This window comes from Neisseria uirgultaei, from assembly GCF_962719845.1.
Classification (GTDB): Bacteria; Pseudomonadota; Gammaproteobacteria; order Burkholderiales; family Neisseriaceae; genus Neisseria; species Neisseria bergeri.
The window spans coordinates 67,977-91,934 of record NZ_CAUIYF010000001.1 but is presented as its reverse complement, the minus strand read 5'-3'; the positions used below and the strand labels follow the sequence as shown (position 1 = coordinate 91,934).

Below are 23,958 nucleotides of genomic sequence, written 5' to 3'. Positions count from 1 at the left end.
CAGACGGCATCTGTCAGAAGAAATGTCGGGAGGGATTATGCCGGAATTGCCGGAAGTGGAAACGACGTTGCGCGGCATCGCGCCGCATATTGAAGGGAAAACGGTGGAAGCCGTGATATTGCGCCAATCGAAGCTGCGCTGGCAGGTCAATCCCGATTTGGGGGAGATTTTGTCCGGCCGGCAGGTTTTGTCCTGCGGCAGGCGGGCGAAATACCTGCTTATCCGCTTTCAAACGGGCATACTGCTGATTCACTTGGGAATGTCGGGCAGCTTGCGGATTTTTACGCCGTCGGACGGACGTATCGGCAGGCCGGACAGGCACGATCACGTCGATATTGTGTTTTCAGACGGCACGGTCATGCGTTACCGCGATCCGAGAAAGTTCGGCGCGATACTTTGGTATGAGGGAATCGAAGAACATCATCCGCTGTTGGAAAAACTGGGGCCGGAGCCTTTGTCGGAGGCATTTTGCACGGATTATCTGTATGCGGGGCTGAAGGTGCAGAAACGGGCGGTCAAACTTGCCCTGATGGACAATGCCGTCGTGGTCGGCGTGGGCAATATTTATGCCAACGAGAGCCTGTTTAGGGCGGGCATTTCGCCCCGCCGTCCTGCCAACCGCCTGAAAAAGAAAGAGTGCGCGCTTTTGGTTGAAACCGTCAAAGCGGTGTTGCGGCGCGCCATTGAAACGGGCGGAAGCACCTTGAGGGATTTTGTGGACAGCGACGGCAAAAGCGGCTACTTCCAACAGGAATATACGGTGTACGGGCGGCACAATCAGCCGTGTCCCCGGTGCGGCGGCTTGATTGTGAAAGAAACTTTGGGGCAGCGCGGCACGTTTTATTGCCCGAACTGTCAGAAATAGGGCTGAAAACGGTTTCAGACGGCATTTTATCGGTATGCCGTCCGAACGTTTCAACAACAAACACCGATTATCGGAAAAGAATTGCTCATGTCTTCAAATAAAGCTTCATTTTTTACACGTCTGCGCCGCTTGTGCCGCTTGACGGTCTGGCTGTTAAAAACCGGCAAAAACCTGCGCGGTATTGACGGCGGCTGTCTAGAGTCGCGCAATCGGGCGGTAATCGAATTGGGCAGGGGGGCTTTGGCGGCTTTGGATATCGGATTGGAGGTGGGCAGGCCCGCACCTGAACATCCGAACGGTGTCTTGGTTGCCGCCAACCACGTGTCCTGGCTGGATATTTTCGCGATGAGCGCGGTTTATCCGAGCAGCTTTATCGCCAAGCAGGAAATCAAAAGCTGGCCGGTATTGGGCAAGATGGGGCAGAACGCGGGAACGGTGTTCATCAACCGCAATTCGCGGCGCGACATCGAACCGATTAACCGCGCCGTCTGCGAAACCTTGCAACGCGGTCAAAACGTCAGTTTTTTCCCTGAGGCGCGGACTTCTTCGGGCTTGGGGCTCCTGCCGTTTAAAGCCGCGCTGTTCCAATCTGCCATCGACGCGGGGGCAAAGGTTTTGGCGGTCGCGCTGCGTTATTATGACGAAACGGGAAAAAGGACGGCCCGTCCGTCGTATGCCGATGTCGGTTTGCCGACCTGCCTGTGGCGCATCGTGTCCATGAAAAAACTGACCATCAAAGTCGATTTCGTTTGCGTGGCGGACGCGGCGGAAAGCGAAGACCGTTATACTTTAAAGGATAAAATCGAAGAAAGCATCCGTGCCGTTGTCGCCGGCGATGCGGATGTTGCCGTCTGAAACCGGTTGCCGGAATGTGGCGGTATGATTCGCTTTTGCGGATGCGTTAAGGCTGCGGCAACGGGAGTATCTCAAACGAAATGGCGTAAGGATAGTTTGTTGTATCTATGGAAAATGCCGTCTGAACCTGTGTTCAGACGGCATATTTTATATGGGATTAACGGCGGAATCTGCCGCCGTCGAAATCATCGAAAGCCTCATAAGCCGCCCGGCATTGGGTTTTCTGTTCCTTATAAGGCAGGGAGCGGAATGCTTTGCGCGCCTTTTTGTTTTCTCGCAATTCCTGCACGTTGCCTTGCAATCGGTACCACGCGGCACGGCGTTCCAAATATTTCCTGCATTCGGGGTGCAGCATCTGCTTGTTTGCCTTGCGGATATGTTTGGTATGGTGGTGGGCGGGTTCTGACGTACCGGCAGCGGCAGTTGCCGATACCGGTCCCAATATTGCAGACAACAGTATAGCAAGCATTTTTTTGACAGACATGACGACCCTTTCAGTTTGCAATTCTTTCCAGTATAGGATGGAAGGATGGAACGGGCAAACTGTCGGCAGTTTCAGACTCGTTCACCCGGCAAAACTTGCCGTTTGATATACAGATTCAAATAACACATTAATCTCAATAATAAATTCCAATCGGTAAGAAAATGGAATTTGTCGGCGGAGGCGCGGCAAAATCATACTTTGCAAAATTTAACAATTTACAAGGGCAGAAAACCGGAAGCTTTCCTTTTCCGTCGGAAAATCCTTATTTCATCGCCTTGTAGCAGGAGCCGGTCAAAAGGCAAAAAATTTACCCGTTTTTTATCGGTAAAGAATTATCAGATAAAACAAATATTATAGGAAAAATACGACAGGCGGATTTTATCGCGCATTGCCTGAAACTGAAAAATGCAACCGTTGTCAAGACTGGAGAAAATGCCAAAAATCCACTATATTGTCTGCCTTAATTTATTTGAAAAGGCCGTGTCTTGAATATCAAGAGTGGAAGAGGAAGCGATGAATACACCGACTGATTTGAAAGTAACCAAACGAGACGGGAGATTGGAAGCCATTGATTTGGATAAGATTCACCGTGTCGTTACTTGGGCGGCGGAAGGATTGGAAAATGTTTCCGTGTCGCAGGTCGAGTTGAAATCGCACATCCAGTTCTACAACGGCATCCGCACCGACGACATCCACGAAACCATCATCAAAGCCGCTGCCGATTTAATTTCGGAAGATACCCCGGACTACCAATACCTTGCCGCGCGCCTGGCGATTTTCCATCTGCGTAAAATAGCCTATGGCGATTTTGAACCGCCCCATCTCTACGATCACGTTAAAAAGCTCACCGATGCCGGAAAATACGACAGGCATATCCTTGAGGATTACAGCCGTGAAGAATTTGACGAGCTGAACGCCTATATCGACCACGAACGCGATATGTCCTTTTCCTATGCCGCTGTCAAACAGCTCGAAGGCAAATATCTGGTACAGAACCGCGTTACCCGCCAGATTTACGAAACGCCGCAGTTTTTATATGTTTTGGTGGCGATGTGCCTTTTCAGCAAATACCCGAAAGAGGCGCGCCTGGGTTACGTCAAACGGTTTTACGATGCCGTTTCCACATTTAAAGTATCGCTTCCGACCCCGATTATGAGCGGCGTGCGTACACCTACGCGCCAGTTCTCAAGCTGTGTGCTGATTGAATGCGACGACAGTCTGGATTCCATCAACGCCACTACCAGCGCGATTGTGAAATACGTTTCCCAACGCGCGGGTATCGGCATCAATGCCGGACGTATCCGCGGTTTGGACAGCGAAATCCGGGGCGGCGAAGCGCGGCATACCGGCTGCATCCCGTTTTTCAAAATGTTTCAGGCGGCGGTCAAATCCTGTTCGCAAGGCGGCGTGCGCGGCGGCGCGGCAACCTTGTTCTATCCCTTGTGGCACATCGAAGCCGAAAGCCTGCTGGTGTTGAAAAACAACCGGGGCGTGGAAGACAACCGCATCCGTCAATTGGACTACGGCGTGCAAATCAACCGCCTGCTCTATACCCGCCTGATTAAGGGTGGCAATATTACGCTGTTTTCGCCCAACGAGGTTCCGGGATTGTACGAAGCGTTTTTTGCCGACCAAGACGAATTTGAGCGGCTCTATACGAAATACGAGCAAGACCCGAACATCCGCAAGCGCATTATTCCGGCTGCCGATCTGTTTTCCACACTGATGCAGGAGCGTGCCGGAACAGGGCGCATTTACATTCAAAACGTCGATCATTGCAATACGCACAGCCCGTTTGATCCGAGTGTCGCCCCCGTGCACCAGTCCAACCTGTGCATGGAAATCGCACTGCCGACCAAACCTCTGGACAATATCAACGATCCGAACGGCGAAATCGCCCTGTGTACCCTGTCCGCCTTCAATTTGGGCGCGTTGAACAACTTGGACGAGTTGGAAGGGCTTGCCGATTTGACCGTTCGCGCGCTCGATGCACTTTTAGATTATCAGGGTTATCCGGTAGAGGCAGCGCGTACCTCCACTATGGGCCGCCGTTCGCTCGGCATCGGCGTCATCAACTATGCTTATTATCTGGCGAAAAACAGTGTCCGCTACAGCGACGGCTCCGCGCTCGGTCTGACCCACCGTACCTTTGAAGCCATGCAGTATTACCTGCTCAAAGCATCGGTAAACCTTGCCAAAGAATACGGCGCGTGCACGCTCTTTAACCAAACCGTTTATTCGCAAGGCAAACTGCCCATCGACACCTACAAAAAAGATTTGGATGCCGTCTGCGGCGAGCCTTTGCATTACGACTGGGAAAGCTTGCGCGCCGACATCGTCAAATACGGCCTGCGCAACTCTACTCTAACCGCACTCATGCCGTCTGAAACCAGTTCGCAAATCGCCAACGCCACCAACGGCATCGAGCCGCCTCGCGGACTGGTAACGGTCAAAGCGTCGAAAGACGGCATCCTGAAACAAGTCGTGCCGGAGTTTGAAGCCCTGAAGAATGCCTACGAAACCCTGTGGCAGCTTCCCGGCAACGAAGGCTACCTGAAACTTGTCGGCGTGATGCAAAAATTCGTCGATCAGGCGATTTCCGCCAACACCGCCTACGACCCGGGCAAATTCGAAGGCGGCAAAGTTTCCATGAAACAAATGCTCAAAGACCTGCTGACTGCCTACAAATACGGCGTCAAAACCCTGTACTACCACAACACCCGCGACGGCGCGGACGATACGCAGACCGATATTCAGGATGACGGCTGCGCAGGCGGGGCTTGTAAGATTTGATAAGGGCTTTGGTGAAGTAATTGAAAGCCTTTCCTAAATTTGATTATCAAGGTATTGAATATGATCTAACGCATTTAACTGCGTTTTCTTGTGACTATATTCAACCTGCTAAAAGTGATGGTACGGCGGAAAAACGATACCGCTGTATTATCGAGTTTAGTACACATTGTTTTACAAGAGGTGAAAATAAACGTAAGGGAGAAACGTTATCAGATATTGAACCTGCATTGCAGTATATAACGGCTAAAGAAACACGAATTTTTTGTTTCGAACGTTATCAGGTTTCAAAAATGTTGCCGCAAATTATGCGTGAAATTAGTAGAAACAAATGTTATTTTACTTCGGCTGATGATAAGTTTCTGACCATATCAGTAACGGATAAAAACGGTAAAAAAGTAGATTATGAAATTTACTTTTCACTTCAAAGAGCCAAATCTCCAAAACATGATGTACATATTTACATTAATAGTGCATATATACGGGATGGGGATTACAAAGAAAATCACGGAACAAAAGTAAGGAGAAAACCGGTCGGTTTCTTTGTGTTATTACATAATACATTGGTCAATAAGAGAATCAAACGCCCAAAGTGAAACAACCCTCACTTAAAAGCAAGGGTTGTCAGTACAGGCTTCGCTTTATAACTGCTCTTGGGCTAGTAGCCTAAAAAGGTCGGACAAACGCTGAAATGGTTTCATGCCTGCTCATGCGTTTTGTTGAGACAAATTGTACCACGATTGCAATAAGGCTCAAAATAAAAATTTTCAGACAACCCATATGCTTTGCATAGCCTAGAAGTCGCCTATCCTACTTTTAGATTTAAATCAACCTGAGAAAACAGCCATGTCCTGCGAACACCTAGTCATGTCATACAGCACCTTTCCCAAAACCAAAAACGACGCGCTGAAAGAGCCGATGTTTTTTGGTCAGCCGGTGAATGTTGCCCGTTATGACCAGCAGAAATACGAGGTATTTGAAAAACTGATTGAAAAACAACTGTCGTTTTTTTGGCGGCCGGAAGAAATCGACGTGTCGCGCGACCGTATCGACTACGCCAACCTGCCGGAACACGAGAAGCATATTTTCATCAGCAATCTGAAATACCAAACTTTGCTTGATTCCATCCAAGGGCGCAGTCCGAATGTTGCCTTGCTGCCTTTGGTTTCGATTCCCGAGCTGGAAACGTGGATTGAAACGTGGAGCTTCAGCGAAACCATCCACTCGCGCAGCTATACCCACATCATCCGCAATATTGTGAATGACCCGTCGGTCGTGTTTGATGATATTGTCGAAAACGAATATATTACCGCCCGCGCCGAAGACATCGCCTGCTATTACGATGACTTAATCGAATACACCCAGTATTACAACCTGTTGGGCGAAGGGGTGCACAATGTCGGCGGCAAACCCGTTACCGTGTCTTTGCGCGGGTTGAAGAAAAAACTCTATCTCTGTCTGATGTGTGTCAACGTGTTGGAAGCCATCCGTTTCTACGTTTCATTTGCCTGCTCGTTTGCTTTTGCCGAGCGCGAGTTGATGGAAGGCAACGCCAAAATCATTAAACTGATTGCCCGCGACGAAGCCCTGCACCTGACCGGCACGCAGCATATGCTTAATCTGATGCGTTCTGGTGTCGATGATTCTGAAATGGCGGAGATTGCCGCCGAGTTGCAGGACGAATGTTTCCAACTCTTCAAAAAGGCGGCGGAACAGGAAAAAGAATGGGCGGCATATTTGTTTAAAGACGGTTCGATGATTGGTTTAAACAAAGAAATCTTATCCCAATACGTCGAATATATTACCAATCTGCGTATGCAGGCGGTGGGGTTGCCGGCCGGATTTGAAGGCGCAAATCAAAACCCGATTCCGTGGATTAATGCGTGGCTGTCGTCCGACAACGTACAGGTCGCGCCGCAGGAAGTGGAAATATCTTCTTACTTGATCGGTCAGATTGATTCTGAAGTGAATACGGATGATTTGGGAGATTTTGAGTTGTAAACGTTTTTTTGAAAAAATGCCGTCTGAAGCCGGATGTTTCAGACGGCATTTGTATGTTGTATGATGGGAAAAACAGCGGGTAGGATCGGTTATTGTTCCTTTTATAGTGGATTAAATTTAAATCAGGACAAGGCGACGAAGCCGCAGACAGTACAGATAGTACGGCAAGGCGAGGCAACGCCGTACTGGTTTAAATTTAATCCACTATATTTTTGATTGGTTGGAAATGGCGCACATTGGTACGAATAAGGGTCTTTTTGAGCTCTTGGAGGGTGAGACCCTGTTGGAAGGCTTGGAACGGACGGGACATATGGTGGAATATCAGTGTCGAAGCGGATATTGCGGATCGTGCCGGGTAAAGATTTTGGAGGGAAGCGTTACTTATCGGGAGCCGCCTTTGGCTTTTTTGGGGCGGGACGAGATACTGCCGTGCTGCTGTTGTGTCGAGGGGGATGTCAGGCTGGATTGCGGTTTGGCGGGGGAGGATGAGGTGCTGTCTGACCGTTTGTTGAAATAAAAGCCGTCCGAACATTGGTTCGGACGGCTTTTTGACGGTATTACCGGTTATGCCTGATGAGTCGGTAAAAGGTTTCGCCGTCTTGGATATAACCCAGTTCTACCCGGGCGATTTCCGAAATGGCTTCTTGACCGTTTTCCAAATCATAGACTTCGGCGGCAAGGGAATGATTGCGTAGGGCGAGCGTCTGGTTTTTTTCTTCTTGAACGGCAATCTGTTCTCTCAGACTGCTGTTGCGTCCGATGCTGCCTTTGCTGAACCACAGGCTGTATTGGCAACAGACAAGTGCGAAGGATAAAACGACAGTTACCCACTTCATACCTTAACCTTTTCTTATTTGCCCAGTTGGTAGAATGCGGCTTTGCCGGGGTAGTAGGCGGCTTCTGCCAATTCTTCCTCGATACGCAGCAGTTGGTTGTATTTCGCCATGCGGTCGGAACGGCTCAAAGAACCGGTTTTGATCTGCATACAGTTGGTGGCGACTGCTAAGTCGGCAATGGTGCTGTCTTCGGTTTCGCCGGAGCGGTGGCTCATTACGCTGGCGTAGCGGTTGCGTTTTGCCAAATCGACGGCTTTCAGGGTTTCGCTCAAAGTACCGATTTGGTTGACTTTGACCAATAGTGCGTTTGCCACGCCTTTTTCGATGCCTTCGGCAAGGATTTTCGGATTGGTTACGAACAAGTCGTCGCCGACCAATTGAACTTTTTTGCCCAATTTTTCGGTCAGCAGTTTCCAGCCTTCCCAGTCGTTTTCGTCCATACCGTCTTCGATGGAAATGATGGGGAACTCGTTAACCAAGCCTTCCAAGTATTCGGCAAATTCCGCGTTGGTGTAGGAGCGGCCTTCGGCTTCCAAGTGGTATTTGCCGTCTTTGTAGAATTCGCTGGATGCGCAGTCCAGGGCGAACAATACGTCTTCGCCTGCTTTGTAGCCGGCGGCTTCAGTCGCTTCGACCATCAGTTGCAGGGCTTCTTTGTGGCTGTTCAGGTTGGGGGCGAAACCGCCTTCGTCGCCGACTGTAGTCGGGAAGCCTTTGCTGTCGCACAGTTTTTTCAAAGCGTGGAAGATTTCCGCACCGCAGCGCAACGCTTCGCAGAAAGATTTTGCGCCGACGGGCATAATCATAAATTCTTGGATGTTCAGGCTGTTGTTGGCGTGTTCGCCGCCGTTGATGACGTTCATCATCGGTACGGGCAGGGACATCGGACCTGCGCCGCCCAAGTAACGGTACAGGGGCAGGCCTGCATCTTCAGCGGCTGCGCGGGCAACAGCCATAGAAACTGCCAAAGTCGCGTTGGCACCCAAGTTGCCTTTGTTTTCAGTACCGTCCAATTCAATCATAATTTGATCGATATAAGATTGCTCGTTGGCATCGATACCGATGAGGGCTTGGGCGATTTGGTTGTTGACGTGTTCAACCGCCTTCAATACGCCCTTGCCGGAATAGCGGGATTTGTCGCCGTCGCGCAGTTCCAAAGCTTCTTTTTGACCGGTGGACGCGCCGCTCGGTACGGCTGCGCGTCCCATTACGCCGGATTCGAGCAATACATCACACTCGACTGTGGGGTTGCCGCGTGAGTCCAAAATTTCGCGGGCGAAAATATCAACGATTGCGCTCATGAATGTTCTCCAAGTGAAGTGAAGAGAGGTAAAAAATGGGAGGGCTTCAGACGGCCTTTTTGCCGGAAAGCCGCCAACTTAAAACTGCTGAAAGTAGGGCGGCTGCCATGAAAATCATGCTGGAAATGCCGTGCCACATTCCGAAAGATCCGCCTGCAACCGACAACAGCCAATTTTCATGCCCGTATTTCAACGCCTCGATAACGGGGGTAACCAAAAATTGGTTGGCGGCAAGGGCGGACAATAAAAAAAGCAGCAGGGCGGTTTGCCGCCGGGTTAGGGCGGTAAAGGCGGCAGCCAGTACCGCGCCCCAAACGGCAAGCCCGCTCAAAGAGAGGATGTCGAACAATACGCCGGCAATTTCGCCCGCCTGCATTTTGGGCAACATTTTGAACAGCACCGGTGCGGCGATATAACCCGTCATAATCTGCATACCGAGCCACAAGGTTGCGGCATACAGGCTGATTTTTCGGAAAGTCTGCATCATAAGGCGAAACCGTGTTATTCGATTGTTAAAATCGGTTGTGATTTGATTAAATCGTCCAATGCTTTGATGCGGATTAAAAAATCTTCTAAAAGGTGCAGCGGCAGCGCGCTGGGGCCGTCGCATTTCGCCAGTTTCGGATCGGGGTGCGATTCGAGAAACAGGCCGGCAAGGCGGGTTGCCATGCCTGCAAGTGCCAAATCCAAAGCCTGTGCGCGACGGCCGCCGGATGCGGCAGAACCGGCATCGCGGGTTTGCAGGGAATGGGTAACGTCAAAGATGACCGGCAGATTATCGCAGGTTTGTTTCATCACGCCGAAGCCGAGCATATCGACAACGAGGTTGTCGTAGCCGAAGCTGCTGCCGCGTTCGCACAGGATTATTTGTCCGTTGCCGGCTTCGCGGAATTTTTCCACGATGTTTTTCATTTGCGAAGGGCTGAGGAACTGCGGTTTTTTGATGTTGACGACCTTGCCGGTTTTTGCCATGGCAACCACTAAATCGGTCTGCCGCGCAAGGAATGCGGGAAGCTGGATGACATCGCACACTTCGGCGACGGGTTGGCACTGATGGGGTTCGTGTACGTCGGTAATGACGGGGATGCCGAACTCTGCTTTGACTTTTTCAAAAATCTTTAAGCCTTCTTCCAGACCTACGCCGCGATAAGAGTGGATGGAGGAACGGTTTGCCTTGTCGAAAGAGGCTTTAAAGATATAGGGGATGCCCAGTTTGAGGGTAACTTCGACGTAATGCGCGCAGGTTTGGAGGGTGGAATCCAAGCCTTCCAAAACGTTGATGCCGCCAAACAGTACGAAAGGAGCATCGTTACCGACGGTAATGCCGTTGATTTTAATATCCATGGTCAATGTCCGTTTTCAGGGTTACAGCACGGTGTGCGGCGGCTCATAGGAGATGATGTCGCGGATTTTGTTGTTTCTGTCCACTAAGACGACTTTGGGTTTATGCGCGGCGATTTCGGGTTCGGAGAGTTGGACGTAAGACATGATGATGACGATATCGCCTTTCTGCACCAGCCTTGCCGCCGCCCCGTTCAGGCAGACCACGCCGCTGCCGCGTTTGCCTGAAATGGTATAGGTTTCAAAACGTTCGCCGTTGTTGTTGTTGACGATGGCGACTTTTTCGTTGGGGTAGATGCCTGCCGCGTCTAACAGGTCTTGATCGACGGTAATGCTGCCGACGTAGTTCAAATCGGCTTCGGTTACGGTGGCGCGGTGGATTTTTCCGCCAAGCATAGTACGGAACATGTATTTCCTTTGGGTTTGTGTGCGGTCTGACGGGCGTGATGCCGTCTGAAAATCTGAATGCCGTATTATAGTGGAGTTTCTTTCAAATTCATAATGGCAAGGCTTCGGGCAGGGAAGCTGTTTTCAGACGGCATTTCATTTTTGCCGATTGGCAATTCGGCTCAACTCTCCCAATCGATTGAGAAAATGCTGCCGTCCAGATGCAGTTTGACGGCAAGGATTTCGTCGCTTTCCATATTGGCGGGCATATAATCCATAACGGCAAAAGCCGGACTTTCTGCCCATAGGCTGATATAGGTCAACTGCATGGATCGGACAAACTTTGCCGCATCAAGGCTTGTTTGGGTATCTTCGGTGTGAAAGTCGATATAGCGGCTGTCCCGTTTCAGATATTCCGTCAGTGCGGCGCGTGCAGTATTGTCGGCTTTTTCCAATTCGGATAGGAAGGCGGCAAATGCATCCAATGTTTTGGTTGGCAGGCGGTTTTCATTTTCTGCCCACAGGGATACCTCGACAAGATTGCCTTTGACGGTCAGCTCGTCTTCCCAGAGGACATCTTCTTCTCCGTCAAAACCTTCGGTGGACAGTTGTCGGAAATAGGGGTGAAAAATCGACATGATTGTTCCTTTTGGTGAGGATTGGAGGGATTGTATGCCGTCTGAACGGTGTTCTTCAGACGGCATCGTTACATCAATTTCCCTTGGGCAGGCGTTTGCTTTGCAGGGTTTTTAGCACGGTTTTGACGGTATTGATCCTGACTTCGATGTTTTCCATTTCCGCTGCAAACCTCAATTTGTCTGCCCCTGCCAGCCGGTATTTTTTATCCGTCTGAATCAGCAGGATAATCTCCGTCGGGTCGATACAGTGGTGTTTGCCGAAGGTAACGGTTACGGCTTCGCCTGTAGCATCGATGGCATCGATGCCCAGTTCTTTTGCCGCAAGCCGTAGGTGGTGGCTTTCGATGAGGGTTTTGACGGGTTGTTCGGGCAGGCCGAAGCGGTCGACCAGTTCTTCGTGTATGGCGTTGATTTGCTGCACGGTTTCGCAGACGGCGAGGCGTTTGTAGAGGACGAGACGCTCATGAATGTCGGGGCAGTAGTCTTCAGGCAATAATGCCGGGCTGTGCAGTTTGATTTCAGTGGTGATGCCCAGCGGTGCGTCGAGATCGGGCTGGCGGCCTTTTTTGAGGTCGCGCACGGCTTGTTTGAGCATTTCGGTGTAGAGCGTGAAGCCGACCTGTATCATTTCGCCGGACTGTCCTTCGCCGAGGATTTCGCCTGCGCCGCGGATTTCCAAATCCTGCATGGCGAGGGTGAAACCTGCGCCGAGTTCGTCTGCCGCCGCAATGGCGTCGAGGCGTTTTTCTGCGTCTTTGGTGATGTATTCGGGCGTGAGCAGGTAGGCGTAGGCTTGGTGGTGACTGCGGCCGACGCGCCCGCGAAGCTGGTGCAGTTGCGCCAGCCCGAATTTGTCGGCGCGGTTGATGATGATGGTGTTGGCGTTGGGGATGTCGATGCCGGTTTCGATGATGGTGGAACAGAGCAACACGTTAAACCTTTGCTGCAAAAAGTCGCGCATGACTTGCTCCAGCTCGCGCTCGCGCAGTTGTCCGTGCGCCACGCAGATGCGGGCTTCGGGCAGCAGGGTTTCCAGCCGCTCGCGCATATTTTCGATGGTATCCACTTCATTGTGCAGGAAAAAAACCTGCCCGCCGCGTTTGAGTTCGCGCAATACGGCTTCGCGCACGCTGCCTTCGCTGAACGGTTTGACAAAGGTTTTGACGGCGAGACGGCGGCTGGGTGCAGTGGTAATCAGTGAGAAGTCGCGCAGGCCTTCGAGTGCCATGCTGAGGGTGCGCGGAATCGGCGTGGCGGTCATGGTGAGGATATCGACATTGGCGCGCAGGCGTTTGAGCTGCTCTTTCTGACGCACGCCGAAACGGTGTTCTTCGTCAATGATGACTAGCCCTAAGTTTTTGAATTTGATGTCGTCCTGCACCAATTTGTGCGTACCGATAACGATATCGACCGTGCCGTCCGCCATGCCTTCGAGCGCGGCTTTGGTGGCTTTGCTGTTGTTGAAACGCGAAAGGCCGGCGACTTTCACGGGGAAATCGGCGAAGCGGTCGGCAAAGTTTTGCGCGTGCTGCTCGACCAGAAGCGTGGTCGGGGCGAGTACGGCGACCTGTTTGCCACCCATTACCGCCACAAACGCGGCGCGCAGGGCGACTTCGGTTTTGCCGAAACCGACATCGCCGCACACAAGGCGGTCCATCGGCTTCGCCTGCGTCAAATCTTTAATCACGGCGGCGATGGCGGCGGCCTGGTCTTCGGTTTCCTCGTAGCCGAAACCGTCGGCAAACGCCTGATAGTCCAACTCGTTGATTTCAAACTTGTGTCCCGATTGGGCAGCGCGTCGGGCGTAGAGGTTGAGCAACTCGGCGGCGGTATCGCGCGCTTTTTCGGCGGCTTTGCGCTTCGCCTTGTTCCACGCGCCGCTGCCGAGCTTGTGCAGGGCGACGTTCTCATGCGCCTGACCGGAGTAGCGGCTGATTAAATGCAGTTGCGAAACGGGCACATAAAGCTGCGCTTCGCCTGCGTATTCGAGCAACATCATTTCGTTGGTTTCGCCGCCCAAGTCCATTGTGACCAAGCCCATATATCGACCGATGCCGTGTTCTTCGTGCACGACGGGATCGCCGATGCTGATTTCGGCAAGGTCGCGCAACAGGCCGTCTGAAACGGCGGCGTGTTTCTTGCGATGATGTTTGCGCGAGCGGGCAACATATTGATAAAGATCGGATTCGGTAATAACCGCGATGTTTTGATCTTCTAACTTAAACCCGTATGCCAACGGCGCAACAGTAATCATCAGCGGCTCGTGTGCCGATAAAAAGCCCTGCCAGTCGGACACGGGTTTGGCTTTCAAGCCGTTTTGCTGCAAGAAGCCGAGCATGGTTTCGCGCCGTCCCAAACTTTCGGCGCACAGCAAAATCCGTCCTTCAAACGCCGTCTGAAAGTCCTTCAATGCCTGCAAAGGCTCGTCGGATTGGCGGTTGACGGCAAGGTCGGGCAGGGTGTGTTCCTTGCCGGAAACATCGGGCAGAACTTGTCCGTAGTTTTTCAGACGGCCTGCGAATACGTCGGCAGAGAGATACAAATGCTGTGGAAGCAAAGGCGGATAGGTTTCGTCGCCCTGCGCCATGGCGTAACGCGATTTGACATCGCTCCAAAAGCGGTTTGCCTCGGCGTGAACATCGCCCAAAGAGACAAACAGCGCATCTTCGCCGATATAGTCAAATAGCGTTTCCAGCTCGTTTTCAAAAAACAGCGGCAGATAATATTCCACGCCTGCGCCGAAATGACCGTTGCTGACGGCTTTATACACAGCGGCATCGTTCGGATTGCCATCAACTTCCTCGCGGAAACGGCTGCGGAAAATCTTTTGCGCCTCGCTGTCGGTGGGGAACTCGTGCGCCGGCAGCAGGCGGATTTCGGAAACGGGGGAGATGGTGCGCTGCGTCTCGGTATCGAAAGTTTTGATACTGTCGATTTCATCGTCGAACAAATCGATGCGGTACGGCATTTCGCTGCCCATCGGGAACAAATCGACAATGCCGCCACGCACGGCAAACTCGCCCGCCGCGACAACGTGGGAAACATGGTTATAACCTGCATCCACTAAATCGCTTTTCAGACGGCCTATATCCAAAGTCTGCCCTGTTTTCAGCCAAAACGTGCGCCCTGCCAGAAACGGCACAGGCGGCAGCTTCTGCATCGCCGTGGCAACCGGCACGAACAACACATCCGCCGCGCCGCTTTTAATCTGCCACAACGCCGACAGCCGCTCCGACACCAAATCCTGATGCGGCGAAAAACGCTCGTAAGGCAGCGTTTCCCAGTCCGGCAGGAACACCGCCGTATCGTGCGGACGGAAAAACCGCCACGCCGTCTGAAGGCGCAACGCCTGTTCCGCATCTTGGGTCAGCACGACTTTGAGCCGCTTATGCGGCAGATAACGCGCCAAAGCCAAGGGCAGCGAGCCTTGCGAAAGATTGGGCCAACGGGATTTTTCACGGGGTTTGGGGATGGGGTAGGTCATAGTGCGGCAATAGGCGGACAGTGATGCAAACAGTCATTTTAGCACGGGAGGGTGCGCGATGCCGTCTGAAAGGCCGGCGGATTGTTGCCCGGCGCACTTTGTGGTAAAGTTTAGAAAATCAACTCTAAACTGTGGCAGGCGGTTTGACCGGCCGCCGATTAATGGGAACCGACAGAGGAAGCCGATGATACACACCGAACCGAGCGCGCAGCCGTCAACTATGGACACGGCTGCTTTTTTAAAGCACATCGAATCCGCATTCCGCCGCATTTTTTCAGACGGCATCGACCTGATGCGATACCTGCCCGAAGACAAATGGCTTGCCTTGAAGCATGCGGGTTTGCTGCTGCCCTTCCTCGACAAAAAACACGGCGGGCGCAAGGGCAGCCAGTTTGAAATTCAGGAAGTATTGCGGATTGCGGGGCATTACGGCGTGCCCGTTACGCTGCGTACCGGCATCGAAGGCGCGCTGGTGTTGCAGCCTCTGCAAGAATTCGGCGGCGAAGCACAAATCGCACAGGGTTTGGAGATGATTTTCAAAGGCGAGGGCGGCGGTTTGGGCATTACCGAACCCGAAACCTCCGGCGCGGCGATTGCCCGCGAAATGCAGTCCTACTACGAATATACCGACGATAAAACCATTTACGTCAACGCCGCGAAATACTGGCAGGGCAACTCGCAGAGCGACTTCCTCCTCGTCGCCGCCAAAGAGCGCAAAAACGGCAAACTCGCCAAAGTCATCGACCTGCTGCTCGTCCCCAAAACATACATCCGCTGCGAAACCCTCGCATCCGAAGGTCTGCGCGCCGTCCGTTACGCCGTCAACCGCATCGATGCCCAAATGCCTGCCGCTGCCGTGATGAAACTCTCTCAGGGCGACGCCGCCGGTTTGCGCGCGTTCCAAAACATCTTTATCCGCAGCCGCCTGCAACTGATCGGCATGACGCACGGCATTATGGAATACATCCTTGAAAACCTGAACCAATACGTCCGCCACGACATCAAATTCGTCGATTACGAACGCCGCGAAATCCAACGCCGCCATCAGGTTTCCGAGATTCTTTACCGCTACGTCTGCCATTCCGTTTCGCCCGTCGCGCCTGTCGCCCATCAGCTGATGGAGGCGAACATCATCAAAACCCTCGCCACGGAATACACTTACGCCGCCGCGCAAATGTTGCAAAAACTCTTGGGTGCGAAGGGTTTTGAACGCGGACACCCCGCCGGCAATATCGCTATCGACATCCGCCCCTTCACGATTTTTGAAGGCCCGAACGATATGCTTTATGCCGAAATTTACGACCAGTTCGTCCGCGCCACCGCCGAAGAAAAAGAAGCTGGCATCAGGTTGGACAAAAACCAAACCCTGCTCGACCGCCTGCAAACCGATGCCCGCTTTGCCGCCGTCGCCCGTGATTACACCTTACCCGAAGACATCCGCAGCTTCTTGCAGGAACACACCCTGACCGATGCCTGCGCCCTGCAAAAAGTCTTCATCGGCAAAATTATCGCCCGACTTTTCACCTTTGTTCAGGCGGAACACGAAGATACCGCAGCCTTCCTGCTGAACGACATCCGCAAAGACATATTGGACTGCCGATATTGCGGATAGCGGGCAAATACGGCATTTCCGGCGGCGGCACACGGATTTCGGGCGGTGCAAAAGGCAACGCGCGGCATTCCGCAAAGCCGCCGATTGCGCCGGATGCCGCATTTCGCGCCGCGCTCTTGTGCCACTTTCCCACTTACCCTATTTGTTCGGAATGTATTGATGAAAAAGAGAAAAATACTGCCGTTGGCAATTTGTTTGGCGGCTTTGTCTGCCTGTACGGTGATGGAGGCCCGCCCGCCCCAGGCAAATGAAGCCCAAGCCCCCCGCGCGGATGAAATGAAAAAAGAAAGCCGCCCCGCGTTTGACGCGGCAGCCGTACCGGTCGCCGAGGGCGGGTTTGCCGCCAATGCAAATGTCCGCCGTTTTGTGGACGATGAAGTCGGGAAAGGGGATTTTTCTCGGGCGGAATGGCAGGATTTTTTTGATAAAGCGGCTTACAAGGCGGGCATCATCAATATTATGCACCGTCCTTCCACATCGCGTCCGTGGTATGAGTTCCGCACGGGAAATTCGGGCAGGGCAAAATTTCACGGTGCGCGCCGGTTTTATGCGGAAAACCGCGCGGTTGTCGATGATGTGGCGCAAAAATACGGCGTGCCTGCCGAGCTTATCGTGGCGGTTATCGGGATTGAAACGAATTACGGCAAAAATACGGGCAGTTTCCGTGTGGCGGACGCATTGGCGACTTTAGGCTTCGATTATCCCCGTCGCGCAGGGTTTTTCCAAAACGAATTGGTCGAGCTTTTAAAGCTGGCAAAAGAAGAAGGCAGCGATGTTTTCGCCTTTAAAGGCAGCTATGCGGGCGCAATGGGGATGCCGCAATTTATGCCTTCGAGCTACCGGAAATGGGCGGTGGATTATGACGGGGACGGACATCGGGACATATGGGGCAACGTCGGCGATGTCGCGGCATCGGTTGCCAATTATATGAAGCAGCACGGTTGGCGCACGGGCGGGAAAATGCTGGTGCCGGCGACGTTGGCACCGGGTGCGGATGTTCAGGAAATCATTGGCGAAAAAACCGCCCTGACGCGGACGGTGGCGGATTTGAAGGCGTACGGCATCATACCTGGGGAAACGCTCGCAGATGATGAAAAGGCGGTTTTGTTCAAACTGGAAACCGCACCGGGCGTGTTTGAATATTATTTGGGTTTGAACAATTTTTATACGGTATGGCAGTACAACCACAGCCGGATGTATGTAACGGCGGTCAGGGACATTGCCAATTCGCTTGGCGGCCCAGGATTGTAGTGTTTTTTAAAATGCCGTCTGAACCACGTTTCGGTTCGGACGGCATTTTTGCATCCTTTTATGGGGATTTCCGCATCAGGGTGGTATTCGGGGCGAAGCCCGCTTCAGACGGCATTGCCGGTTAAGGCTTGTCCGAAGGAGGGTGTCCCTGTCCTTTGGCGGGCGGGAGGAAAAGTATGCAGGGATTGCTTTTAATCTGATTCCAAAAACTTTTGATCAGGTTGCGGATGCTGCCGATTTTCGTGCCGCGCGAGCGCAGGGCGACGAAGAGGGCGAGACTGAAGCTGACGCATAGGTTGACCAGGCCGATGGCGAGGACGCTGAAAATGCCGAGTACGAACGTGCCCAAACCGACGTTGCCGCTGACGGCGGCATAGCCGAGGTTGGCGGAGGAAAAGGCGACGTGGCGGATGTCCAGCGGCAGCCCGAGTAGGTGTCCGAAATAGCCGGTCATACCCAAGAGCATCCCGAAGATGAAGTTGCCTGCCAGCGAGCCGTAGTGTTTGTGGATATAGGCGGCGAGGACGCGGCGGGGTTTGGGGCGCATGATTTTGCGCAACAAGGGATTGAAGGGCAGGCGTTGGCGCAGGTTGAGGTAGTCGGCGCGGTTGTCGAAGAAGCCTGCGATGATGCCGGAACAGAACAGCCACAAGCCCGCAATAGCGGCATACCATAGGGTCGGATGATTGATGATGTCTATGGATTTGAACTGGTAGGCGGTGGTGTGGGCATCAAGTATAGGCTGTTGGTGCAGATGGGCATAGCCGAACGATATGGCACACGCCAAAAGGATGGCGATGGAAACGTTGCCGAAGACGGCGACGCTTTGGGAGCGGCATACGTCGATAAGGAGCTTGGCGAGCTTGTTGTCCACCGCTTTGCCGCCTTCGTTGAGATCGACCTGTTCGGCGAAGCTGGCGGCGGTCATGGCGGGCTGTTTGGTGGCGACGGTGCAGTGCAGCATATGGATGATCATAAAGCCGATGCCGTAGTTGAACCCCGCCGACAAGGAGGCGAGGAAGGGGCTGAGGCCGAGTGTGCCGATGCGGATTTTGAGCAACGCCATCAGGGCGATGATGATGCCGCCGCCTGCCGCCGAGTAGAACATTTTGAAATATTCTTTGCGGTTGCGGGTGATGTAGTGTTCGCCGTGGTGGCTTTTGTTTTCGGTAATGCTGCGGGCGAGCATACGGATGCTGCTGCGGCGCAGGTGGCGGGTGCTGTATTGTTCGACCGCCGCGTAGATGAGGGAGTTCATCAGCGCGATGGTCAGGCGGTTGCTGTTGCCGGCACCGGTTTGGATGTCGGTGAGCAGCTTCAGACGGCCTACGGTCTGCCGGAGCCGTTCGAGCAGGTGGGCGACTTTGACCGACGAACCGGAGCCGGCCCCCGTCCCTTTGCGGCGCAAATAGTCAATCTGGCTGAAACATTGGTCGAACATCACTTCGAGGTGGGCGGTGTCGTAAGGCGCGGTGCCGTTGCGGTAGTGTTCGACCAGTTTGGCGGTTTCGCGCTGGAGGGCGACGAAGGAAGAATCGGCTTCCAGCAGGCGCGGGGAGATGCGGATGAGGTCGGGTTCGATGGCTTCGGATGCCGTCCAGACAGACAGCATTTCGATGGCGCGCAAACGGGCATCGGCAAGGCGGATGCCCGCCGTCTGCAATTTGGACGGTTCGGCGTGGCTCCGGATGAGTTCGTATAAAACCAGCCATTGGCGGATATTGAGCGTTTGTAGCCATTTGTCGTCGTTTTCGGAATGGAAAAGATAAAGGAAGACTTCGCCCAAGTTGGCAAAATCTTTATATGACGGGCTGAAGCGTTCGTAGATGCGTATGCCCATTTCCCGGGCAAAGCTGTGGCGCGAGAAGATGCCGAGTTTGATGAGTGCCGGATAAATGTGTATTTGCGCGAGCCAGATGTAAAAACACCGGCTGAAGCGGGAGAGCAATTCCCTGTCTTGTTTGAATGTGTCGATGATCAGGTCGAAACGCTCCCCCGCGCATTTTTTGCCGCCACGGCGCAAAAATTTAATCAATGCGTTGAGGACGTTGACAAAATCGGTATGTCCGAGGCTTTCCGAAAGCAGGGGGCGCAGGTTTTGAGGGGTAATTTTCTTCATATCAGCCATTGTACCGCATCGGCAATCCGGCGTTAAACGCCCCGATGGCGGGGAGGGCGCGCCTGCGGCGGGCGGCGCATTTTCCGCCGGTTTGAAATCAAACTATATTAATGATATAATAAATATCGATAAATCAATCTGATAGAATAATCTGTATTGATTTTTAATTTTTTCGATTATAACAATTTCGGCCGGTTTGTGCATTTCGTCATCCGGAAGCCGGTATTTTGCCGGCAGGTTTTGACCGCTTTGCCCGATGACCGGGTTTGTCTGTTTTTAACAAAGGAGTGAGAAGGTTTGTCCCTGTCTGAATTTATAGAAAGCCGAACGTCATTTAATCCGATGGTTATTTTGACGACTTTGTTTTTCGTGTGTGTTTTGGTGGTATTGGTTTTAACCGTGCCGGATCAGGTGCAGATGTGGCTCGACCGGGCAAAAGAAGTCATTTTTACCGAGTTCAGCTGGTTTTATGTTTTAACGTTTTCCATTTTTCTGGGTTTCCTGCTGATACTCTCGGTCAGCAGTTTGGGAAACATCAGGCTCGGACGGGATGAAGATGTGCCGGAATTCGGCTTCCTGTCGTGGCTGGCGATGCTGTTTGCGGCCGGGATGGGCGTGGGCCTGATGTTTTTCGGCGTGGCAGAGCCGTTGATGCATTATTTTTCGGACATTACGGCCGGTACGCCGGAATACAGGCAGCAGCAGGCATTGCTGCACACGGTGTTCCATTGGGGCGTTCACGCCTGGTCGGTGTACGGTACGATTGCATTGGCTTTGGCTTATTTCGGTTTCCGCTACAAGCTGCCGCTCGCCCTGCGTTCTTGTTTTTACCCCCTGTTGAAAGAAAAAATTACCGGAAGGTTCGGCGATGTCATTGATATTATGGCGTTGCTTGCTACTTTTTTCGGCATCATCACCACATTGGGGTTCGGGGCTTCGCAACTGGGCGCCGGATTGCAGGAAATGGGCTGGATTGCCGAAAACAGCTTCAGCGTGCAGGTTTTGATTATCGCCGCCGTCATGTCCCTCGCCGTCGTTTCGGCAATATCCGGGGTGGGGAAAGGCGTGAAGGTGTTGAGCGAGTTGAACCTGGGCCTTGCGTTTTTGCTGCTGTTTTTTGTTTTGGCGGCGGGCCCCACTGTTTATCTGTTGTCGGCATTCGGCGACAACATAGGGAACTACCTCGAAAATCTGGTGCGCCTCAGTTTTAAAACTTATGCGTACGAACGGGAACACAAGCCGTGGTTTGAATCTTGGACGGTGCTTTATTGGGCGTGGTGGTGTTCTTGGGCGCCGTTTGTGGGTTTGTTTATCGCGCGTATTTCAAAGGGGCGCACCATCCGCGAGTTTGTCTTCGGGGTTTTGCTCATCCCCGGCCTGTTCGGCGTTTTGTGGTTTACCGTCTTCGGCAATACGGCGATTTGGCTGAATGACGGGGTTGCGGGGGGAATGCTCGAAAAGATGACCTCCTCTCCGGAAACGCTGCTTTTTAAATTCTTTAATTACCTCCCCCTGCCCGAATTGACGAGCATCGTCAGCCTGCTGGTCATTTCCCTGTTTTTTGTAACTTCTGCCGATTCCGGGATTTATGTCCTGAACAATATTACCTATCGGGACAAAGGCTTGAGCGCGCCACGGTGGCAGGCGGTTATGTGGGGCGTGCTGATGTCTGCCGTTGCCGTTTTGCTGATGCGCTCGGGCGGGTTAGGCAACCTGCAATCTATGACCCTGATTGTTTCCCTGCCGTTTGCCCTGCTGATGCTGATAATGTGTTTCAGCCTGTGGAAAGGCTTGAGTGCGGATAAGAAATATTTTGAGACCCGGGTTAACCCTACCAGTGTATTTTGGACGGGCGGCAAGTGGAAAGAACGGCTGGTGCGGATAATGAGCCAGACACAGGAGCAGGATATTTTAAAATTCCTCAAACATACCGCATCGCCCGCTATGCACGAGTTGCAACGGGAGCTTTCGGAAGAATACGGTTTGAGCGTCCGGGTCGATAAGATGTTTCATCAGGACGAGCCTGCAATCGAGTTCGTTATTCGGAAAGAGACGATGCGCGATTTTATGTACGGGATTAAGTCTGTCGGGCAGGATGTATCCGACCAGTTGATTAACGACGGCAAGCTGCCGCATATCCGGCACCAGACAACTTACAAACCCTACGCTTATTTTTTCGACGGGCGCGTCGGGTACGATGTGCAGTATATGAACAAGGACGAGCTGATTGCCGACATTTTGAAAAATTACGAACGTTATTTGATGTTGTTGGATGATGTCGGTCAGGAACTGATGGCGCACGAGCAGGTGGAATTGGCAGAGTAAATGCCTTTTCTCCGGCGTTTGCCAAAAAAATGCGGTGAATCAGATTCACCGCATTTTTTTGCCGGACGTGGCTTCAGACGGCACGGCGTTCATTTGTTTCCTTCAAACTGCTCCTTCAGCACCCGTTTCAATACTTTGCCCGTAGCGTTGCGCGGCAGCGCGTCTTTAAAGTGGATCTGTTTGGGGATTTTGAAATTTGCCAGCACGGTACGCAGGTGGCGGCGGATTTCGTCCTCGCCCAGATTCATACCTTCCTTCAATTGGACGAAGGCGACGATTTCCTCGTCGGCATAACGGTCTTTCACGCCGATGACGGCGGCGGCTTCGACGGCATCGAGTTTGTAGATTTCTTCTTCGATCTCGCGCGGATAGACATTTTGACCTTTGGAAATAATCAAATCTTTTTTGCGGTCGACGATAAAGATGAAGCCGTCCTCGTCTATGGTAACGAAATCGCCCGTTTTCAACCAGCCGTTGACGATGGTTTCATCGGTGGCGGCAGGCATATTGAGGTAGCCCCGCATCACCGAACCGCCCCTGACAATCAGTTCGCCCACTTCGCCGCGCGGCACTTCGACCAGTTCTTCATCGACGGCTTTGACTTCCAAACCGGGAAGGGGGATGCCGACGCTGCGGGCTTTTTGCCTCTCGGGCGTATTGACGGCGACGACGGGCGAGGCTTCGCTCAGTCCGTATCCTTCCAGCAATTTGGCGCGGGGGAACTTGGCTTTGAAATCGAGGATGGTTTGTTCCGCCAAAGGCGCGCCGCCGCTGATAAACAGGCGGATGCGGTTGAACCATCTGAAATACCAAGGGATTTTCGCCTTGCTCATCGCGGTGTAAATCGCGGGTACGCCCAAAAACACGGTCGCGCGTTTGAGCAGTGCCTGTTTCAAAACGTTGGAAAACGGGAAAACGGATTTGACCAAAATAATCGAACACGCCATATAAATCGGCAGCAGCACCATAGCCGTCAGCGTGAAGCTGTGGAACATCGGCAGGAAAACGATAAAGCGGTCGCGCTTGGAGATTTTAAAGATGCGTTCGATGCCGTTCAGGTTGGCGAACAGGTTGGCGTAGCTGATTAGCGCGCCTTTGGGATGCCCCGTCGTGCCGGAGGTATAGATGATATGTGCCAAATCATTTATCCGGGGTTGGCGGCCCAAGTCGGGTTTTTCGGGGAAGCGGCGCACGTCTTCAAAAAAGGCATCGCCTTCCGCCGTTTCGCCGGCCGGCCGGCTTTGTCCCGTCCAAATGATTTTTTCGACGGGCGTTTGCGCCTTCAAGCCCGCTAATTCTTTGGACAGGCCGGCCGAGGCGAACAGGAAGCGCGCCTTGCAGTCGTTCAGGATATACGCGTATTCGCTGTTTTTCAAAAATGTGTTCATCGGTACGGCGACCGCGCCGATGGCGGAGACGGCGAAATAGGCGGTAATAAATTCTGTGGAATTGGAAACCGCCAGCGCGACTGTGTCGCCGAACTTCACGCCGATATTTTGCAGATACGCCGCGACGGCTTCGGCTTCCTGCTTGAGCGCGCGGTAGGCGGTTTTTTCCTTGCCGTCGAACACTGCCGTGCCGTTGCCGTTTTTGCGGCAGGCGGCGGTCAGCATTTCGTAGAAATTGGCATAAGTCCGGTTCATGAAACTTCCTTTATGGTTGCGGACGG

Annotated in this window: 19 protein-coding genes and 1 pseudogene; 10 read left to right on the top strand and 10 right to left on the bottom strand. The window is 52.8% G+C overall.

Annotated features, from left to right (window positions below; genetic code table 11):
- The first annotated feature begins 37 nt into the window (after window positions 1-37).
- Both mutM and Q9J32_RS00410 read left to right on the top strand, forming a co-directional pair.
- On the top strand, window positions 38-865 hold the full coding sequence (gene mutM / locus Q9J32_RS00415) for a DNA-formamidopyrimidine glycosylase (protein WP_301884531.1): 828 nt from the start codon (window positions 38-40) through the stop codon (window positions 863-865).
- A gap of 87 nt (window positions 866-952) precedes the next feature.
- Window positions 953-1,720 carry a 1-acyl-sn-glycerol-3-phosphate acyltransferase gene (locus Q9J32_RS00410; protein ID WP_301884528.1) on the top strand — a complete coding sequence of 256 codons (768 nt, stop codon included), beginning with the start codon at window positions 953-955 and terminating at the stop codon, window positions 1,718-1,720.
- 157 nt (window positions 1,721-1,877) lie between these two features.
- Here Q9J32_RS00410 and Q9J32_RS00405 read toward each other — a convergent pair whose 3' ends face one another.
- Window positions 1,878-2,189, bottom strand: coding sequence for a stress response protein (locus tag Q9J32_RS00405; protein WP_301673255.1), 312 nt, complete (start codon window positions 2,187-2,189; stop codon window positions 1,878-1,880).
- A 528-nt stretch (window positions 2,190-2,717) separates the two neighbouring features.
- On the opposite strand from Q9J32_RS00405, the gene nrdA reads away from it, so the two are divergent.
- From nrdA to yfaE, 5 genes and pseudogenes are all read left to right on the top strand, one after another.
- Complete coding sequence (gene nrdA / locus Q9J32_RS00400) at window positions 2,718-4,997, top strand: class 1a ribonucleoside-diphosphate reductase subunit alpha (protein WP_301884526.1); 2,280 nt, start codon at window positions 2,718-2,720, stop codon at window positions 4,995-4,997.
- Window positions 4,998-5,017: 20 nt separating this feature from the next.
- On the top strand, window positions 5,018-5,590 hold the full coding sequence (locus Q9J32_RS00395; RefSeq protein ID WP_079874230.1) for a YjaZ family protein: 573 nt from the start codon (window positions 5,018-5,020) through the stop codon (window positions 5,588-5,590).
- A 271-nt stretch (window positions 5,591-5,861) separates the two neighbouring features.
- Window positions 5,862-6,995, top strand: coding sequence for a class Ia ribonucleoside-diphosphate reductase subunit beta (gene nrdB, locus Q9J32_RS00390; protein WP_003752662.1), 1,134 nt, complete (start codon window positions 5,862-5,864; stop codon window positions 6,993-6,995).
- Between the two features lie 102 nt (window positions 6,996-7,097).
- A pseudogene (locus Q9J32_RS10150) lies at window positions 7,098-7,205 on the top strand (IS5/IS1182 family transposase); the annotation flags it as partial.
- A 16-nt stretch (window positions 7,206-7,221) separates the two neighbouring features.
- Window positions 7,222-7,512, top strand: coding sequence for a class I ribonucleotide reductase maintenance protein YfaE (yfaE, locus tag Q9J32_RS00385; protein WP_107818951.1), 291 nt, complete (start codon window positions 7,222-7,224; stop codon window positions 7,510-7,512).
- 40 nt (window positions 7,513-7,552) lie between these two features.
- Here the strand turns inward: yfaE and ftsB are convergent, their stop codons facing one another.
- The 7 genes from ftsB to mfd form a co-directional block, all read right to left on the bottom strand.
- Window positions 7,553-7,831: a cell division protein FtsB gene (ftsB, locus tag Q9J32_RS00380; protein ID WP_107818950.1), complete on the bottom strand. Its 279-nt coding sequence runs from the start codon at window positions 7,829-7,831 to the stop codon at window positions 7,553-7,555.
- Between the two features lie 14 nt (window positions 7,832-7,845).
- Window positions 7,846-9,132, bottom strand: coding sequence for a phosphopyruvate hydratase (gene eno / locus Q9J32_RS00375; protein WP_301884520.1), 1,287 nt, complete (start codon window positions 9,130-9,132; stop codon window positions 7,846-7,848).
- A gap of 46 nt (window positions 9,133-9,178) precedes the next feature.
- Entirely contained in the window at window positions 9,179-9,619 is a 441-nt protein-coding gene (locus tag Q9J32_RS00370) for a DUF4149 domain-containing protein (RefSeq protein WP_301884518.1), read from the bottom strand.
- Window positions 9,620-9,633: 14 nt separating this feature from the next.
- Complete coding sequence (gene kdsA / locus Q9J32_RS00365) at window positions 9,634-10,476, bottom strand: 3-deoxy-8-phosphooctulonate synthase (RefSeq protein ID WP_301884514.1); 843 nt, start codon at window positions 10,474-10,476, stop codon at window positions 9,634-9,636.
- Between the two features lie 21 nt (window positions 10,477-10,497).
- Window positions 10,498-10,881 carry an aspartate 1-decarboxylase gene (panD, locus tag Q9J32_RS00360; protein ID WP_301884511.1) on the bottom strand — a complete coding sequence of 128 codons (384 nt, stop codon included), beginning with the start codon at window positions 10,879-10,881 and terminating at the stop codon, window positions 10,498-10,500.
- Window positions 10,882-11,042: 161 nt separating this feature from the next.
- A complete protein-coding gene (locus tag Q9J32_RS00355; RefSeq protein ID WP_301884508.1) occupies window positions 11,043-11,564 on the bottom strand; it encodes a DUF2004 domain-containing protein in 522 nt (173 codons plus the stop codon).
- 7 nt (window positions 11,565-11,571) lie between these two features.
- The gene (mfd, locus tag Q9J32_RS00350) at window positions 11,572-14,982 is read right to left on the bottom strand and encodes a transcription-repair coupling factor (RefSeq protein ID WP_301884476.1); all 3,411 of its coding nucleotides are present in this window, start codon (window positions 14,980-14,982) and stop codon (window positions 11,572-11,574) included.
- Between the two features lie 184 nt (window positions 14,983-15,166).
- Between mfd and Q9J32_RS00345 the strand changes: the two genes are divergently transcribed.
- Entirely contained in the window at window positions 15,167-16,594 is a 1,428-nt protein-coding gene (locus Q9J32_RS00345; RefSeq protein WP_301884473.1) for an acyl-CoA dehydrogenase family protein, read from the top strand.
- A 159-nt stretch (window positions 16,595-16,753) separates the two neighbouring features.
- Entirely contained in the window at window positions 16,754-17,845 is a 1,092-nt protein-coding gene (mltB, locus tag Q9J32_RS00340) for a lytic murein transglycosylase B (RefSeq protein WP_301884470.1), read from the top strand.
- Window positions 17,846-17,966: 121 nt separating this feature from the next.
- On the opposite strand, the gene Q9J32_RS00335 is transcribed toward mltB, so the two are convergent.
- Window positions 17,967-19,964 carry a site-specific recombinase gene (locus tag Q9J32_RS00335; RefSeq protein ID WP_500797185.1) on the bottom strand — a complete coding sequence of 666 codons (1,998 nt, stop codon included), beginning with the start codon at window positions 19,962-19,964 and terminating at the stop codon, window positions 17,967-17,969.
- 297 nt (window positions 19,965-20,261) lie between these two features.
- On the opposite strand from Q9J32_RS00335, the gene Q9J32_RS00330 reads away from it, so the two are divergent.
- Window positions 20,262-22,289 (top strand): BCCT family transporter, encoded by a 2,028-nt coding sequence (locus Q9J32_RS00330; RefSeq protein ID WP_301884465.1) that lies wholly within the window; start codon window positions 20,262-20,264, stop codon window positions 22,287-22,289.
- Between the two features lie 89 nt (window positions 22,290-22,378).
- Here the strand turns inward: Q9J32_RS00330 and Q9J32_RS00325 are convergent, their stop codons facing one another.
- On the bottom strand, window positions 22,379-23,932 hold the full coding sequence (locus Q9J32_RS00325) for a fatty acid--CoA ligase (protein ID WP_301670062.1): 1,554 nt from the start codon (window positions 23,930-23,932) through the stop codon (window positions 22,379-22,381).
- Window positions 23,933-23,958: the final 26 nt, after the last annotated feature.

Bases quoted from the DNA above. Each gene is read 5' to 3' on its own strand.
- Q9J32_RS00325 (WP_301670062.1), bottom strand. From the start codon at position 23,932: ATGAACCGGACTTATGCCAATTTCTACGAAATGCTGACCGCCGCCTGC.
- nrdB (WP_003752662.1), top strand. From the start codon at position 5,862: ATGTCATACAGCACCTTTCCCAAAACCAAAAACGACGCGCTGAAAGAG.
- Q9J32_RS00410 (WP_301884528.1), top strand. From the start codon at position 953: ATGTCTTCAAATAAAGCTTCATTTTTTACACGTCTGCGCCGCTTGTGC.
- mltB (WP_301884470.1), top strand. From the start codon at position 16,754: ATGAAAAAGAGAAAAATACTGCCGTTGGCAATTTGTTTGGCGGCTTTG.
- ftsB (WP_107818950.1), bottom strand. From the start codon at position 7,831: ATGAAGTGGGTAACTGTCGTTTTATCCTTCGCACTTGTCTGTTGCCAA.
- panD (WP_301884511.1), bottom strand. From the start codon at position 10,881: ATGTTCCGTACTATGCTTGGCGGAAAAATCCACCGCGCCACCGTAACC.
- Q9J32_RS00335 (WP_500797185.1), bottom strand. From the start codon at position 19,964: ATGAAGAAAATTACCCCTCAAAACCTGCGCCCCCTGCTTTCGGAAAGC.
- yfaE (WP_107818951.1), top strand. From the start codon at position 7,222: ATGGCGCACATTGGTACGAATAAGGGTCTTTTTGAGCTCTTGGAGGGT.
- Q9J32_RS00370 (WP_301884518.1), bottom strand. From the start codon at position 9,619: ATGATGCAGACTTTCCGAAAAATCAGCCTGTATGCCGCAACCTTGTGG.
- Q9J32_RS00355 (WP_301884508.1), bottom strand. From the start codon at position 11,564: ATGCCGTCTGAAGAACACCGTTCAGACGGCATACAATCCCTCCAATCC.
- nrdA (WP_301884526.1), top strand. From the start codon at position 2,718: ATGAATACACCGACTGATTTGAAAGTAACCAAACGAGACGGGAGATTG.
- Q9J32_RS00345 (WP_301884473.1), top strand. From the start codon at position 15,167: ATGATACACACCGAACCGAGCGCGCAGCCGTCAACTATGGACACGGCT.
- Q9J32_RS00405 (WP_301673255.1), bottom strand. From the start codon at position 2,189: ATGCTTGCTATACTGTTGTCTGCAATATTGGGACCGGTATCGGCAACT.
- mfd (WP_301884476.1), bottom strand. From the start codon at position 14,982: ATGACCTACCCCATCCCCAAACCCCGTGAAAAATCCCGTTGGCCCAAT.
- kdsA (WP_301884514.1), bottom strand. From the start codon at position 10,476: ATGGATATTAAAATCAACGGCATTACCGTCGGTAACGATGCTCCTTTC.
- eno (WP_301884520.1), bottom strand. From the start codon at position 9,132: ATGAGCGCAATCGTTGATATTTTCGCCCGCGAAATTTTGGACTCACGC.
- mutM (WP_301884531.1), top strand. From the start codon at position 38: ATGCCGGAATTGCCGGAAGTGGAAACGACGTTGCGCGGCATCGCGCCG.